This window comes from Diaphorobacter oryzae DSM 22780 (assembly GCF_059568935.1).
Genome location: NZ_JCANUL010000004.1, coordinates 163,507 through 178,781, shown reverse-complemented (window position 1 = coordinate 178,781; position 15,275 = coordinate 163,507). Strand labels below are relative to the sequence as shown.

Annotated in this window: 11 protein-coding genes; 5 read left to right on the top strand and 6 right to left on the bottom strand. The window is 67.5% G+C overall.

The genetic code is table 11. The annotated features are described in order from the left end of the window. Nucleotides 1–10: 10 nt before the first annotated feature. The 6 genes from BP68_RS08695 to ugpB all read right to left on the bottom strand — a co-directional run bounded on the left by BP68_RS08695 (nucleotide 11) and on the right by ugpB (nucleotide 7,720). On the bottom strand, nucleotides 11–2,539 hold the full coding sequence (locus BP68_RS08695; protein ID WP_496370704.1) for a DUF3772 domain-containing protein: 2,529 nt from the start codon (nucleotides 2,537–2,539) through the stop codon (nucleotides 11–13). Between the two features lie 124 nt (nucleotides 2,540–2,663). After that, the gene (gene ugpQ / locus BP68_RS08690; RefSeq protein ID WP_496370702.1) at nucleotides 2,664–3,431 is read right to left on the bottom strand and encodes a glycerophosphodiester phosphodiesterase; all 768 of its coding nucleotides are present in this window, start codon (nucleotides 3,429–3,431) and stop codon (nucleotides 2,664–2,666) included. A gap of 2 nt (nucleotides 3,432–3,433) precedes the next feature. Continuing rightward, nucleotides 3,434–4,441: a sn-glycerol-3-phosphate import ATP-binding protein UgpC gene (locus BP68_RS08685; RefSeq protein WP_496370700.1), complete on the bottom strand. Its 1,008-nt coding sequence runs from the start codon at nucleotides 4,439–4,441 to the stop codon at nucleotides 3,434–3,436. A 45-nt stretch (nucleotides 4,442–4,486) separates the two neighbouring features. Then, complete coding sequence (ugpE, locus tag BP68_RS08680) at nucleotides 4,487–5,335, bottom strand: sn-glycerol-3-phosphate ABC transporter permease UgpE (protein ID WP_496370698.1); 849 nt, start codon at nucleotides 5,333–5,335, stop codon at nucleotides 4,487–4,489. Between the two features lie 54 nt (nucleotides 5,336–5,389). Further along, nucleotides 5,390–6,271: a sn-glycerol-3-phosphate ABC transporter permease UgpA gene (ugpA, locus tag BP68_RS08675; RefSeq protein ID WP_496370696.1), complete on the bottom strand. Its 882-nt coding sequence runs from the start codon at nucleotides 6,269–6,271 to the stop codon at nucleotides 5,390–5,392. Between the two features lie 135 nt (nucleotides 6,272–6,406). Beyond that, a complete protein-coding gene (gene ugpB / locus BP68_RS08670) occupies nucleotides 6,407–7,720 on the bottom strand; it encodes a sn-glycerol-3-phosphate ABC transporter substrate-binding protein UgpB (RefSeq protein ID WP_496370694.1) in 1,314 nt (437 codons plus the stop codon). A gap of 321 nt (nucleotides 7,721–8,041) precedes the next feature. Between ugpB and serA the strand changes: the two genes are divergently transcribed. From serA to ubiE, 5 genes are all read left to right on the top strand, one after another. Then, nucleotides 8,042–9,271: a phosphoglycerate dehydrogenase gene (serA, locus tag BP68_RS08665; RefSeq protein ID WP_496370692.1), complete on the top strand. Its 1,230-nt coding sequence runs from the start codon at nucleotides 8,042–8,044 to the stop codon at nucleotides 9,269–9,271. Between the two features lie 190 nt (nucleotides 9,272–9,461). Next, nucleotides 9,462–13,382 carry a DUF3683 domain-containing protein gene (locus BP68_RS08660; RefSeq protein WP_496370690.1) on the top strand — a complete coding sequence of 1,307 codons (3,921 nt, stop codon included), beginning with the start codon at nucleotides 9,462–9,464 and terminating at the stop codon, nucleotides 13,380–13,382. Next, on the top strand, nucleotides 13,379–13,825 hold the full coding sequence (locus BP68_RS08655) for an HIT family protein (RefSeq protein ID WP_496370688.1): 447 nt from the start codon (nucleotides 13,379–13,381) through the stop codon (nucleotides 13,823–13,825). The genes BP68_RS08660 and BP68_RS08655 overlap by 4 nt, the downstream gene beginning before the upstream one ends. Before the next feature lie 157 nt (nucleotides 13,826–13,982). Continuing rightward, nucleotides 13,983–14,429 (top strand): gamma-butyrobetaine hydroxylase family protein, encoded by a 447-nt coding sequence (locus BP68_RS08650; protein ID WP_496370686.1) that lies wholly within the window; start codon nucleotides 13,983–13,985, stop codon nucleotides 14,427–14,429. A gap of 104 nt (nucleotides 14,430–14,533) precedes the next feature. Further along, entirely contained in the window at nucleotides 14,534–15,265 is a 732-nt protein-coding gene (ubiE, locus tag BP68_RS08645) for a bifunctional demethylmenaquinone methyltransferase/2-methoxy-6-polyprenyl-1,4-benzoquinol methylase UbiE (protein WP_496370684.1), read from the top strand. The last annotated feature ends 10 nt before the right edge of the window (nucleotides 15,266–15,275 follow it).

Sequence of the window (15,275 nt, the reverse complement as noted above, 5' to 3'; positions counted from 1 at the left end):
ATAATAGCAATCAGGCATTGTCCGGCAGCGGCAGGGCCCCGTCCGCCGGCCCGGGCTGTGGCGGCGCGACCGAGGTGGTGGCGGGTGGCGACAGCGCCAGGCCCGCCTCGCGCAGCGCGTCGAGGATGGCGAACAGCACGTCGCTGCGCACGCCCGCCGCGTTGCGCGGGCTGCTCACGTAGCCGATCGCCAGGAAGGTCAGCGTGCCGCTGTTCAGGCCCTCCAGCGTGACCGAGGGGGCGGGCGTGTCCAGCATGTCCTCATGCGCCTCGAAGGCCTGCAGGATCAGCGCGCGCATGCGCCGCGCGTCGGTGTCCAGCGGCGCGGGCAGGCGCAGCAGCACGCGGCCCTGGGCGCCGCCCAGCGTCATGTTGCGCACGGTTTTGGTGATGAACTCGGAGTTGGGCACGATCAGCGTGGAGCGGTCGCCGAGCTGGATTTCGGTGGCGCGCACGTTCACGCGGCGCACGTCGCCCTCGGTGTCGCCCAGCACCACCCAGTCGCCCACCTTCACCGGCCGCTCGGCCAGCAGGATCAGGCCCGAGATGAAGTTCTGCACGATGGCCTGCAGCCCGAAGCCGATGCCCACCGACAGCGCGCTGGCCACCCAGGCGATGCGCTCCACGCTGATGCCCAGGCCCGCCAGCGCCACGGCGATCACCACCACGCCGCCCATGTAGCCCAGCAGCGTGACGATGGAGCTGCGCATGCCCGGCTCCAGCGTGGTGTGCGGGAAATAGCGGTCGCTGAGCCAGCGCTTGATGAGGCGGATCGCCAGGAAGCCCCCGCAGACCACCGCCAGCGCGGTGAGCAGGGCCTGGGGCGCGAGCGTGAAGTCGCCGATCTTCAGGCTGTGGTCCACGCTGCTGCCGCGGCGGAACAGCTCGTCCGGGTTGGTGCCCAGCGGCGCCATCAGGGCGATCGCCGTGTAGAACAGCAGCAGCAGCCGCAGCACGCCCGAGACCAGCACCGCCGCCTGGTCCAGCAGCAGGGCATCAATGCCCAGCGTGGCGTGCACGCGCGCGCCGAAGCCGCCTCGGGAGGACAGCAGCGCATCGCACAGGTCGTCGATCAGCTGCACCAGCAGATAGGTCGAGGAGAAGACCACGCCGGCCCACACCATCTGCCGGGCCACCGTGCCGGCCAGCGCGATGAAGCCGATGGCCACGGCCAGCACCGTGGCCGCCGCGGCCAGGCCGGCGCCGGCCAGGATCAGCCCCACCCACAGCGGCCGGCCGGCGGCCTGTCTCGGCGCTGCATCCGCGGTCGCCGTGCCGTCGCCGCGGGCGGACGCATCCGGCGTGGTGCGCAGGCGGCCCAGGGCCGCCGCCACCGTGACGGACAACAGCAGTGCGAACACGGCGTGCACCAGCACCTCGGCCGCCAGGCTGGCGCCGACGATGGCGTTGACCTCCGTCACCAGCCCGCCCAGGGCCGACAGCAGGGCCACCCACCAGGGGAAGGGGCTCAGGCGCCGGGCCAGGTCGTCGGAGATGGGCAGTAGGCGCCAGGAGCTGCGCCGGCGCGCCAGCAGCGCATGGCCCAGCGTGATCACGAAGGTGGCGTAGGCGGCGGCGCGCAGGCTGGCCTGCTGGAGCGCCAGCACGTCCTCGCCCGGCGTGCCGCCGAGCCGCAGCCCGCTCCAGGCCAGCTGCATGGCCGCGCCGATGATGAGCACGTTCACCACGATGGCGGTGGCGGCCAGCAGCGAGCGGCGCAGCCGTGCGGCGGGCAGGCGGGGCGGCAGGGCCCGCACCAGCACGCGTTCGGCCAGCCAGGTGCCGCCCACGGCCAGCAGTAGGGCCAGCGCCAGCGAGCCCAGGAAGGCGCCGCGGCGCGGCGAATCCAGCGTGGCGTTGGCCGCGTCGCGCAGGTCTTCGCCCAGGGCCTGCAGGCGGTCCAGGTCGCCCGGTGCGGCGTTGCGCAGGTTGCGCCAGAACGAGGGGCTCAGGGGCGAGTCGGTGCGCCGGGCGAGCTGGGCCTGGAACTGCGCGCGGCGCTGGCGGATCAGGTCGGCGCCGCGCTGCTCGGCATCGACGGCGATGAGGCGCGCGAGCTTGAGTTCGGCGTCGATGGCCGAGCGCTGCTTGTTCAGCGCCGTGCGCTGCTCGGCCACGTCGGGCGTGTCGGCCGGCTTGCCCTTCTCGGGCGCGGGGCCCAGGCCGGCCAGGCGCAGGTCCAGGTCAGCCAGCTCGGTGGTGCGGTGGGCGGCCAGGCGCTCGGCGGCCGTGCCGATGGCGTTGACGTCGGTCAGCAGCCTGCGGCCGTCGTCCTCCTCGCCGATCTTCTGCGGAAGGGCGTCGAGTTGCTTGCGCAACTCGTCCACCTGGGGCAGGGGGGCGTTGTCCGCATCGGTCTGGGTGATGGCGGCCGGCGCAGGCGCCGCGGCCGGCCGGTTCTGGGCCTGCGCGGGAAAGGCGCCCAGGCAGGCGATCCAGAGCGCGAGCAGCCAGCCCAGCGGCAGGCGCACCAGCGGCCCGGGGGCCGGGCTCCCTCGGTGGGGCGGCGGGGTCGGGCGGGTGCTGCGGTGGCGATTCATGCGCGCATTTTCCGCCGCCGGCCGGGCCGGCGCGCGGCCGGCGGCCGCACTTTGTGTGAGCGATGGCTGCGCGATGTAAGCAGGGCGGTGGCCGCCGGGGCCGCCCGCCTCCGGGGCTGCGGGGTCAGTCCGCGCAGGGGCTGAACAGGTCCACGCGGTCGGTGATGATGCCGTCGGTGCCGAGGTCGATCAGGCGCCGGGCGGCCCATTCGTCGTTGACCGTGTAGCTGCTGCAGCGCAGACCGGCGCCGTGCACCTTGGTCACCAGTTCGGCGGTCCACAGTGCGTGGTTGAGCACCAAGGCCGAGCAGTCCAGTTGGAGGGCGAGCCGGAGGTCCGCCTCGCCCGTGCCATCGGCGAACCGGTCCACGAGCAGGCCGCGCGGGATGTGCGGGGCCGTGTCCCTGGCGCCCTGCAGCGACGCGGGTTTGAACGAGGTGAACAGGGGCTGGACGATGCTCCGAGGCCAGAGGCGGTTCATCAGCTCGCCCGTGGCGCGGCCGGTTTCCTCCTCCTGGCCGGGCGTGGGCTTGATTTCCACGTTCAGGTGCAGGTGGTTGGCCAGGCACCAGCGGGCCAGCGCCTCCAGCGTGGGCAGCGGCTCGCCCGCGTAGGCGCGCGAATGCCAGCTGCCGGCGTCCAGCTGGGCGATCTCGCCCATGGTCAGATCGGCGCCGATGCCGTGGCCATTGGTGGTGCGCTCCAGCGTGGCGTCGTGCATGAGGAACAGCACGCCGTCCTTGGACAGCTTGGCGTCGCATTCAAAGAAGCGATAGCCATGCTGCGCGCCCAGCCGGAAGGCGCTCAGGGTGTTTTCCGGCGCCAGCTTGCCGGCGCCGCGGTGGGCTGCCCAACGGGGGTAGGGCCAGGGGCGCAGGGAGGTGTGGGGCATGGTCAGATCCGCTTGCCCGTCTCTGCGTTGAACCAGTGCAGGCGGTCTTCGCGGGGCTGCAGGTGCGTGGTCTCGCCGGGCTTCGGATAGGGCAGGCCTTCGTCCAGGCGGATCGTCATCGCCTCGCCGTTGACGGAGCCATACACCAGGCGCTCGGCGCCCAGCAGTTCCACGGTTTCGACCCGGAAGTCCCAGCCGCCCGAGGCCACGAGGTCCATGTGCTCCGGGCGGATGCCCAGGATCTGCCCGGCCTTGCCGCCGGGGGCGTTCTTGAGCAGGTTCATGGGCGGCGAGCCGATGAAGCTGGCCACGAAGGTGGACGCGGGCGTGTGGTAGACCTCTTCCGGCGAGCCGAACTGCTCCACGTTGCCGCCGTTCATCACGATCATGCGCTGGGCCAGCGTCATGGCCTCGACCTGGTCGTGGGTCACGAACAGGCTGGTGATGCCCAGCTCCTGGTGCAGCTTCTGGATCTCGATGCGGGTCTGGGCGCGCAGCTTGGCGTCCAGGTTGGACAGGGGCTCGTCGAACAGGAACACCTGGGGCTGGCGCACGATGGCGCGGCCCATGGCCACGCGTTGGCGCTGGCCGCCCGACAGCTGGCGCGGCTTGCGGTCCAGCAGGTGGGACAGTTCCAGGATCTGGGCGGCCTTGTCCACGCGGCGCTTGATCTCATCCTTGGGGACCTTGGCGAGCTTCAGGCCATAGGCCATGTTCTCGTAGTTGGTCATGTGGGGATACAGCGCGTAGTTCTGGAACACCATGGCGATGTTGCGCTGGGCGGGTTCCATGTTGTTGACGACCTTGTCGCCGATGTGCAGCTCGCCGCCGGTGATTTCTTCCAGGCCGGCAATCATGCGCAGCAGCGTGGACTTGCCGCAGCCGGAGGGACCGACGATGACGATGAATTCACCGTCCTTGATTTCCGCGTTGACGCCGTGGATGACCGGCACGGCAGTCTTGCCCTTGCCGTAGTGCTTGACGATGTTTTTGAGGGAGATGGAGGCCATGGGAGCAATGATTTCAGTGGTTCACGAGTGGTGCGGGCAAGGGGCTTACTTTTCGGTATCCACCAGGCCTTTGACGAACCACTTTTGCATCAGGATGACGACGGCGGTGGGCGGCAGCATGGCCAGCAGCGCGGTGGCCATCACGATGTTCCAGTCCACGGCGGCCTCGCCGCCGGCCAGCATGCGCTTGATGCCGATGACCACGGGGTACATGTCTTCCGAGGTGGTCATGAGCAGCGGCCACAGGTACTGGTTCCAGCCGTATATGAACTGGATGACGAACAGCGCCGCGATGGAGGTGCGCGACAGGGGCACCAGCACGTCCTTGAAGAAGCGCATGGGCCCGGCGCCGTCGATGCGCGCCGCCTCCACCAGCTCGTCCGGCACGGTCAGGAAGAACTGGCGGAACAGGAAGGTGGCGGTGGCGGAGGCGATCAGCGGCAGGGTCAGGCCCGCGTAGCTGTTGAGCAGGCCCAGGTCGGCCACCACCTTGTACGTGGGCAGGATACGCACTTCCACGGGCAGCATCAGCGTGATGAAGATGGCCCAGAAGCACAGCATCTTGAACGGAAAACGGAAGTACACGATGGCGAAGGCCGACAGCAGCGAGATGGCGATCTTGCCCACCGTGATGACCATGGCCACCACGAAGCTCACCCACATCATGTTCACCACATTGGTGTTGGAGCCCAGCTTGCCGGAGCCGAAGAGGGCGGCCTTGTAGTTGTCCCACATGTGCGCGCCGGGCAGCAGCGGCATGGGGGACTGCACGATGGCCTCGGCCGTGTGCGTGGAGGCGATCAGGGCCAGGTACAGCGGGAAGGCCACGATGGCCACGCCGAGGATCAGGATGGCGTGGGACAGGATGTTGAACCAGGGGTTGCGGTCAACCATGGGAGAACTCCAGATTCACTAGTTGGGGTGCCGCGCAGGGGTGGGAGGCATGCATCAGTACTGCACCTTCTTTTCGACATAGCGGAACTGGATCACCGTGAGGGCCACGACGATGAACATCAGGATCACCGACTGCGCCGCCGAGCCGCCGAGGTCCAGCGCCTTGAAGCCGTCCTGGTACACCTTGTAGACCAGGATGGAGGTGGACTGGCCCGGGCCGCCCTGGGTGGCCGCGTCGATGATGCCGAAGGTGTCGAAGAACGCGTAGACGATGTTGATGACCAGCAGGAAGAACGTCGTGGGCGACAGCAGCGGCAGCTGGATGTTCCAGAACCTGCGCCAGGGGCCGGCGCCGTCGATGGAGGCGGCCTCGATCAGCGCCTTGGGGATGGACTGCAGGCCCGCCAGGAAGAACAGGAAGTTGTAGGAAATCTGCTTCCACACCGAGGCGATGACGATCAGCGTCATGGCCTGGCCGTCGTTCATCATGTGGTTCCAGTTGTAGCCCAGCTTGCCCAGGTAGTAGGTGACCACGCCGATGGAGGGCGAGAACAGGAACACCCACAGCACGCCGGCGATCACCGGCGCCACGGCATAGGGCACGATGAGCAAGGTCTTGTAGACCATGGCGAAGCGCACGATCCGGTCGGCGAAGATGGCCAGGGCCAGAGAAACCACGATGCCGATGCCCGCCACCAGGGCCGAGAACAGCGCCGTGCGCTGGAACGACTCCAGATAGGACGGGTTGTCGAACAGCTGGCGGAAGTTGTCCAGGCCCACCCACTCGCTGCTCATGCCGAACGCATCTTCCATCTGGAACGATTGCAGAACGGCCTGGCCCGCGGGCAGGAAGAAGAAGATACCGATGATGAGCAACTGCGGGGCGATCAGCACCCAGGGCAGCCACGCCGAGCGGAAAAGTACGCGTTTTTCCATGACGTTCATAAACAAAAAAACCGCCGGTGCGCAATGGCACCGCCGGGGAAAGACAAATGCGGCCCCGCTGGCGGGGCCGCTGTGTGCGCAGGGGCGTTCACCGGAACGCCTTGCGGGCCACGGGGTTGCCGTGGATTACTTCTTGTACGAGCGCTCGAAGCGCGCCAGCAGTTCGTTGCCGCGGTTCACGATGGCGTCCAGCGCTTCCTTGGCCGTCTTCTTGCCGGCCCACACCTGCTCGAGTTCTTCGTCCTCGATGGTGCGGATCTGCACATAGTTGCCCAGACGGATGCCGCGCGAGTTGTCGGTCACCTTGCGCACCATCTGGTTCACGGCCACATCGGTGCCGGGGTGCTTGGCGTAGAAGCCGGACTTGTCCGTCAGATCGTAGGCGCCCATGGTGATGGGCAGGTAGCCGGTGCGCTGGTGGCTGGCGGCCTGCACCTTGGTGTCGGACAGGAACTCGAAGAACTTGGCCACGCCCTTGTACTCTTCGGCCTTCTTGCCGGACATGACCCACAGCGAGGCGCCGCCGATCACGGTGTTCTGCGGCGCGCCCTTCACGTCGGGGTAGTAGGGCATGGGGGCCAGGCCGTAGGCGAACTTGGCGTTCTTGGCCACGTCGCCGTAGAAGCCCGACGAGGTCTGGATCATGGCGCACTCGCCGGCGGTGAACGAGGCCTGGGCGGCCGAGCCGCGGCCCTTGTACACGTACTCACCGGCCTTGGCAGCCTTGGCCAGGTTGTCGATGTGGCGCACGTGCAGCGGCGAGTTGATCTTCATGCGGGCCTTGTAGCCGTTGGCGCTCAGACCGTTCTTCTCGGTGGCGAACTCCACGTTGTGCCAGGCGGAGAAGGACTCCAGCTGGGTCCAGCCGTTCCAGGCCAGCGTCATGGGGCAGCTGTGGCCGCTGGCCTTGAGCTTCTTGGCGGCCTCGAAGACCTCGGGCCAGGTGGCGGGGGCCTTGTCGGCGTTCAGGCCGGCCTTCTTGAAGGCGTCCTTGTTGTAGTAGAAGATGGTTGTGGAGCTGTTGAACGGGAAGCTCAGCATCTGGCCGTTCGGTGCCGTGTAGTAGGCGGCCACGGCGGGGATGTAGGCGCCGGGGTTGAAGTCCGCGCCCGCGTCCTTCATCACCTTGGCCACGGGCACGGTGGCGCCCTTGCTGGCCATCATGGTGGCGGTGCCCACCTCGAACACCTGCAGGACATGGGGCGCATTGCCCGAGCGGAAGGCGGCGATGGCGGCCGTCATGCTCTCGTCGTAGCTGCCCTTGAAGGTCGGCACGACCTTGTATTCCTTCTGGCTTTCGTTGAACTGCTTGGCCAGGTCGTTGACCCACTCGTTGTTGACGGCCGTCATGGAATGCCACCATTGGATTTCGGTCTGGGCCTGGGCTGCCAGGCTGGTGGCGGCCACGGCTGCGGCCAACGTCAAGTGTTTGATCTGCATGAATGCTCCTCGTTGATAGACGATTGCCCTGAAAGCGGCGATGGTGGCCACGTTTCATGACAGGAATATGTCGTTGTCGCACACCGAAAAAGTGGCAACAACCGGGTAAACCCGTCGACGATATGGTGCGGGAATTGTGGCATTTGTATGACTGTGTTGTGACAAATGCCGGGCGTTTCCTGACAAGAAGCTTGCGCCAAGCCGGTCGGCGGCATGGATTCGCATGGATGCAAGCAGGGATTTGTGCATTGCACAATGATCCGCCTACGCCCATTTCATCCGCAACGCCGTTTCAGGCATTTACTCCCGAGTGACCACGCCATGGCCAAGACTTCCCTGGATAAGAGCAAGATCAAGTTTCTGTTGCTGGAGGGCATTCATCCCTCTGCCCTGGAGGTGCTGCGCGCCGCGGGCTACACGCAGGTCGAGGCCCTGTCCGGCGCGCTGGAGGGCGACGAGCTGCGCCAGAAGATCGCGGACGTGCATTTCCTGGGCATCCGCTCGCGCACCCAGCTCACGGCGGACGTGTTCGCTCACGCGCACAAGCTCGTGGCCGTGGGGGCGTTTTGCATCGGCACGAACCAGATCGACCTGAATGCGGCGCGCGAGCGCGGCATCGCCGTGTTCAACGCGCCGTACTCCAACACCCGCTCCGTGGCCGAGCTGGTGCTGGCCGAGGCCATTCTGCTGCTGCGCGGCGTGCCCGAGAAGAGTGCCGTGGCCCACCGCGGCGGCTGGCTCAAGAGCGCCACGAATGCCTACGAGATCCGGGGCAAGACGCTGGGCATCGTGGGCTACGGCTCGATCGGCACCCAGTTGTCGGTGATGGCCGAGGCGCTGGGCATGCAGGTGGTCTTTCACGATGTGGTCAACAAGCTGCCGCTGGGCAATGCGCGCCAGGTGGGCTCGCTGGCCGAGCTGCTGGCGACCAGCGACATCGTGAGCCTGCATGTGCCCGAGCTGCCGTCCACCCAGTGGATGGTGGGCGCGGCCGAGATCGCGGCCATGAAGCCGGGTGCCATCCTCATCAACGCCTCGCGCGGCACGGTGGTGGAGATCGAGCCGCTGGCCCAGGCGCTGAAGGAGCGCCGGCTGCTGGGCGCGGCCGTGGACGTGTTCCCCGTCGAACCCAAGAGCAACAAGGACGAATTCGTCTCGCCGCTGCGCGGGCTGGACAACGTGATCCTCACGCCGCACATCGGCGGCTCCACCATGGAGGCGCAGGCCAACATCGGGCTGGAGGTGGCGGAAAAGCTCGTCAAGTACAGCGACAACGGCACCAGCATCACCTCGGTCAACTTCCCCGAGGTGGCGTTGCCCGCCCACCCGGGCAAGCACCGGCTGCTGCACATCCACCGCAACGTGCCGGGCGTGCTGTCGCAGATCAACAGCATCCTGTCGGACAACCACATCAACATCGCCGGCCAGTACCTGCAGACCAACGAGAAGGTGGGCTACGTGGTGATCGACCTCGACGCGCGCTCGTCCGACCTGGCGCTGGAGAAGCTGGCCCAGGTACCCGGCACCATCCGCAGCCGCGTGCTGTTCTGAGGTTGCTATAAAAATGATATCTTCTTGCGCTTGTTGGTCAAGCGCTGGAGGCTATTTTGCTTGAAATGAACCGCCCGCATCCAGGCGCGGCGTAGTGGCACTCGCCAGAGGGCGGCACGCCAGAGGGGCGTGGCATAAAATCCCTGCCCCGAGGCACGAGGGCGCGGTGCGCCCGACCCAGGTTGATCCCATGAATGTTCCGATTGCGCTGGCCGCCCTGCAGACGCAAGGCGCCGAGCCCGTCCGTTTGCGTGAAATCCCGTACAACTACACCTCGTTTTCCGACCGGGAAATCGTGATCCGCCTGCTGGGCGCCTCCGCCTGGGATGTGCTGGACCAGCTGCGGCGCGAGCGCCGCACGGGCCGCTCGGCCCGCATGCTCTACGAGGTGCTGGGCGACATCTGGGTCGTGCAGCGCAACCCCTACCTGCAGGACGACCTGCTGCACAACCCGGACCGGCGCCGGCTGCTGGTGGATGCGCTCAAGCACCGCATGGCCGAGATCGAGAAGCGCCGCCTGCCGCAGGAGGACGCCGAGCGCGACCGCCGCGTGGGCGTGCTGGTGGACGCGGCGCGCCGGGCCATCGCCGAGTTCGATGCCACGCTGGTCGAGGCCGGCGAGCTGCGCAAGCGGGTGGCACGCCGCCTGGGCCGCCACACGGCCAAGGACAACGTCAAGTTCGACGGCCTGTCGCGCGTGTCGCACGTGACCGACGCGACCGACTGGCGCGTGGAATACCCGTTCGTGGTGCTCACGCCCGATACCGAGGCCGAGATGGCGCAGCTGGTCAAGGCCTGCATCGAGCTGGAGCTGACCATCATCCCGCGTGGCGGCGGCACGGGCTACACGGGTGGCGCGATCCCGCTCACCTGGCGCAGCGCCGTCATCAACACCGAAAAGCTCGAGGCCATGACCGCGGTGGAGATGCGCCGCCTGCCGGGCCTGGAGCATGAGGTGGGCACCGTCTGGACCGAGGCCGGCGTGGTCACCCAGCGCGTGGCCGACGCGGCGGAGGCCGCCGGCTTCGTCTTTGCCGTGGACCCGACGAGCGCCGAGGCCTCGTGCATCGGCGGCAACATCGCCATGAACGCGGGCGGCAAGAAGGCCGTGCTGTGGGGCACGGCGCTGGACAACCTGGCCAGCTGGCGCATGGTCACGCCCGAGGCGCAGTGGCTGGAAGTGACCCGCGTGGGCCACAACCTGGGCAAGATCCACGACGCCGAGGTGGCCAGCTTCGAGCTGCAGTATTTCGAGGCCGACGGCAAGACACCGATCCGCACCGAGCGCCTGGACATTCCCGGCAAGACCTTCCGCAAGGAGGGGCTGGGCAAGGACGTGACGGACAAGTTCCTGTCGGGCCTGCCCGGCATCCAGAAGGAGGGCACGGACGGCCTGATCACCAGCGCGCGCTGGATAGTGCACCGCATGCCCGAGCACACGCGCACCGTGTGCCTGGAGTTCTTCGGCAACGCCAAGGACGCCGTGCCCAGCATCGTCGAGATCAAGGACTTCATGTTCGCCGAGCAGAACCGCTCGGGCGTGCTGCTGGCCGGCCTGGAACACCTGGACGACCGCTACCTGAAGGCCGTGGGCTACACCACCAAGTCCAAGCGCGGCGGCCTGCCCAAGATGCTGCTGGTGGGCGACATCGTGGGCGACGACCCCGACGCTGTGGCCCGCGCCGCCGCCGAGGTGGTGCGCATCGCCAACTCGCGCTCGGGCGAGGGCTTCACGGCGGTGAGCGCCGAGGCACGCAAGAAGTTCTGGGCCGACCGCAAGAAGACGGCGGCCATCAGTCGCCACACCAACGCCTTCAAGATCAACGAGGACGTGGTGATCCCGCTGCCGCGCATGGCGGAGTACACCGACGGCATTGAGCGCATCAACATTGAGCTGAGCCTGCGCAACAAGATCGAGCTGGCCGATGCGCTGGAGGATTTCCTGACCCGCGGCAACCTGCCGCTGGGCAAGCCCGAGGCGGGCGGCGAGCTGCCCTCGCCCGAGCTGCTGGAGGAAAAGCTGGCCCTGGCCCTGGCCCTGGTGCACGACACGCGCGCGCTGTGGCAGGACTGGCTGCGGCGCGTGGAGGAGCTGTTCCCGCAACTGCAGGACCACAGCCTGCGCGCGAGCTGGAAGACGCAGATCCGCGACCCGCTGCGCAACATCTTCACCGGCAGCGACTTCGAGCCGCTGATGCAGGCCCTGGGCGAGGTGCAGCAGCGCGTGCTGCGCGGCCGCGTATGGGTGGCGCTGCACATGCACGCGGGCGACGGCAACGTGCACACCAACATCCCGGTGCACAGCGACAACTACGCCATGCTGCAGACCGCGCACGAGGCCGTGGCCCGCATCATGGTGCTGGCGCGCAGCCTGGACGGCGTGATCTCGGGCGAGCATGGCATCGGCATCACCAAGCTGGAGTTCCTGACCAACGAGGAGCTGGCGCCGTTCGCCGAGTACAAGCGCAGGATCGACCCGCACGGGCGCTTCAATCGCGGCAAGTTGCTGCGAAATCAGGAGCTGTTGGCGCTTGATGGGCAAGCGCTGCAGGCCGATTCGGCGCATAAGGGGTCGCGTGCCTCGCTGATGTTCGCCGACCTGAGCAACGCCTACACGCCGAGCTTCGGCCTGATGGGGCACGAGTCGCTGATCATGCGCCAGAGCGACATCGGCGCCATCGCCGACAGCGTCAAGGACTGCCTGCGCTGCGGCAAGTGCAAGCCCGTGTGCTCCACGCATGTGCCGCGCGCCAATCTGCTGTACAGCCCGCGCAACAAGATCCTGGCGACCTCGCTGCTGGTCGAGGCCTTCCTGTACGAGGAGCAGACGCGCCGCGGCGTGTCCATCCAGCACTGGCAGGAGTTCGAGGACGTGGCCGACCACTGCACCGTGTGCCACCGCTGCTACACGCCGTGCCCGGTCAAGATCGACTTCGGCGACGTGACCATGAACATGCGCAACCTGCTGCGCAAGATGGGCAAGAAGAGCTTCCGGCCCGGCAACAAGGTGGCCATGGCCATGCTCAACGCCACCAACCCCGACACCATCAAGCTGCTGCGCGGCGCCATGGTGAACGTGGGCTTCAAGGCCCAGCGCATGACCGTGGACCTGCTGCGCAGTGTGTCGCGCAAGCAGACCGCGCATCCGCCGGCCACCGTGGGCACGGCTCCGATCAAGGAGCAGGTGATCCACTTCGTCAACAAGAAGCTGCCGGGCGGCCTGCCCAAGAAGACGGCGCGCGCGCTGCTGGACATCGAGAACAAGGACTACGTGCCCATCATCCGCAACCCGGCCGCCACCTCGGCCGACACGGAGGCGGTGTTCTACTTCCCCGGCTGCGGCTCCGAGCGCCTGTTCAGCCAGGTCGGCCTGGCCACGCAGGCCATGCTGTGGCACGCGGGCGTGCAGACCGTGCTGCCGCCGGGCTACCTGTGCTGCGGCTACCCGCAGCGCGGCAGCGGCCAGTTCGACAAGGCCGAGAAGATGATCACCGACAACCGGGTGCTGTTCCACCGCGTGGCCACCACGCTGAACTACCTGGACATCAAGACGGTGGTGGTCAGCTGCGGCACCTGCTACGACCAGCTGCAGGGCTACCAGTTTGACAAGATCTTCCCCGGCAGCCGCATCATCGACATCCACGAATACCTGCTGGAAAAGGGCATCACGCTGCAGGGCAAGGGCGCCTACCTGTACCACGAGCCCTGCCACAACCCCATGAAGCTGCAGGACTCGGTCAAGACCGTGAAGGCGCTGGTGGGCGACAACGTGCTCAAGAGCGAGCGCTGCTGCGGCGAGTCCGGCACGCTGGGCGTGACGCGGCCCGACATCTCCACGCAGGTGCGCTTTCGCAAGACCGAGGAAATCCGCAAGGGCGAGGACGCGCTGCGCGCCAGCGGCGCCGTGGGCGGCAAGGACAACGTGAAGATCCTGACCAGCTGCCCGAGCTGCCTGCAGGGCCTGAACCGCTACCAGGACGATCTGCAAAACGGCCTGCTCGAGGCCGACTACATCGTCATCGAGATGGCGCGCGAAATCCTGGGCGAGAACTGGCTGCCCGAGTACGTGCAGCGCGCCAACGCCGGCGGCATCGAGCGGGTGCTGGTATGAGCGCGGACTGCCCGCTGTGCGATGCCGATGCCGGCGCCCTCATCTGGCGCGGCGAGAAGCTGCGCGTGATCCACGCCGAGGAGGCCGGCTTTCCGGCCTTCTACCGCGTGATCTGGACGGCGCATGCGGCCGAGTTCTCCGACCTGTCCCCCGCCGACCGCCAGCACTGCATGGAGGCCGTGGCCCTGGTCGAGCAGGCGCTGCGCGAGCAGCTGGCGCCCGCCAAGATCAATCTGGCGAGCCTGGGCAACGTGGTGCCCCACCTGCACTGGCATGTGATCGCGCGCTACGAGTGGGACAGCCATTTCCCCGCGCCCGTGTGGGCGCCGCCCCAGCGCGAGCGGGATGCCGGGCGCGAGGTCGTGGTGGCCGAGCGCCTGCCGGCGCTGCACGCCCTGATGCGCGAGCGCCTGCAGCGCTGGGCCGACCGAGTGGCCGGGTAGTGCTATTTAATTGATAGCTTTTTGCGCTTACTGCATGCGCCTGTAGGGCCACTTGAGTGCCAATGGGCGTATGGCGCCCCGCGCAGCGCACAATGCGGCCGGGCTGCCCGTGCGGCCGCCCCCGGTGTTTTCTCAATTCGTCTAGCAGGTGAAATCCATGGCAGGTCTGATAGCGGGCGCTCCCATGCCCCAGTCCATCACGGTGCACGAGCAGTCGCGCGTGCTGGAGGTGGCGTTCTCGGATGGCGCGCACTTTCGCATCCCGTTCGAGCTGATGCGCGTGTGCTCTCCCTCGGCCGAGGTGCAGGGCCATGGCCCGGGCCAGCAGGTGCTGCAGACGGGCAAGCGCGACGTCACGCTGCTGGGGCTGGAGCCCGTGGGCAACTATGCGGTCAAGCCCACCTTCTCCGACGGCCATGACAGCGGCATCTTTTCGTGGAGCTATCTCTACGAGCTGGGCAGCAACGAGCAGGCCCTGTGGGCCGAGTACGCCGAGCGCCTGGCCGCGGCGGGCGTCGACCGCGACGCGCCCATGGCGTCCAAGGGCGGCGGGCAGGGTTGCGGCAGCGGAGGCTGTGGCAGCCAGGGCTGCGGCAGCCATTGAGCGCCGCGGCGGGCGCCGCCGCTGGGTCTAATTTGCGACAGATGCCCTGGGCATATGCGGGGTTGCCGCTGTACGCGTGGGCGGCAGGTGCTTAGCATCGCGGTATGAGTACCACGCATTTCGGATTCCAGTCGGTTCAGGAAGAGGACAAGGCGCGCCATGTGCGCGGCGTGTTCGATTCCGTCGCGCCCAAATATGACCTCATGAACGACCTGATGTCGGCGGGGCTGCACCGGGCCTGGAAGGCCTACACCGTGATGGTGGCCAACCTGCGCGAGGGCGACCAGGTGCTGGACATCGCCGGCGGCACGGGCGACCTGGCCCTGGCCTTCTCCAAGAAGGTGGGCGCCACGGGGCGCGTGGTGCATACCGACATCAACGAAGCCATGCTGCGCGTGGGCCGCGACCGGCTCATCAACGCCGGCGTGGTCCTGCCCACGACGGTGTGCGATGCCGAGCACCTGCCGTTTCCCGACAACCACTTCGACCTGGTGAGCGTGGCCTTCGGCCTGCGCAACATGACGCACAAGGACGCGGCCCTGGCCGAGATGTGCCGCGTGCTCAAGCCCCGCGGCCGGCTGCTGGTGCTGGAGTTTTCCAAGGTCGCCAAGCCTTTGGCGAAGGCCTACGACTGGTACTCCTTCCAGGTGCTGCCGCGCCTGGGCAAGCTGGTGGCGGGTGACGACTCCAGCTACCGCTATCTGGCCGAGTCGATCCGCATGCATCCGGGCCAGGAAGAGCTCAAATCCCTCATGCAGCAAAGTGGCTTTGGGCATGTGGACTATCACAACATGACTGGCGGCGTCGCGGCCTTGCATGTTGGAATCAAGTGCTGAGAACAATCCA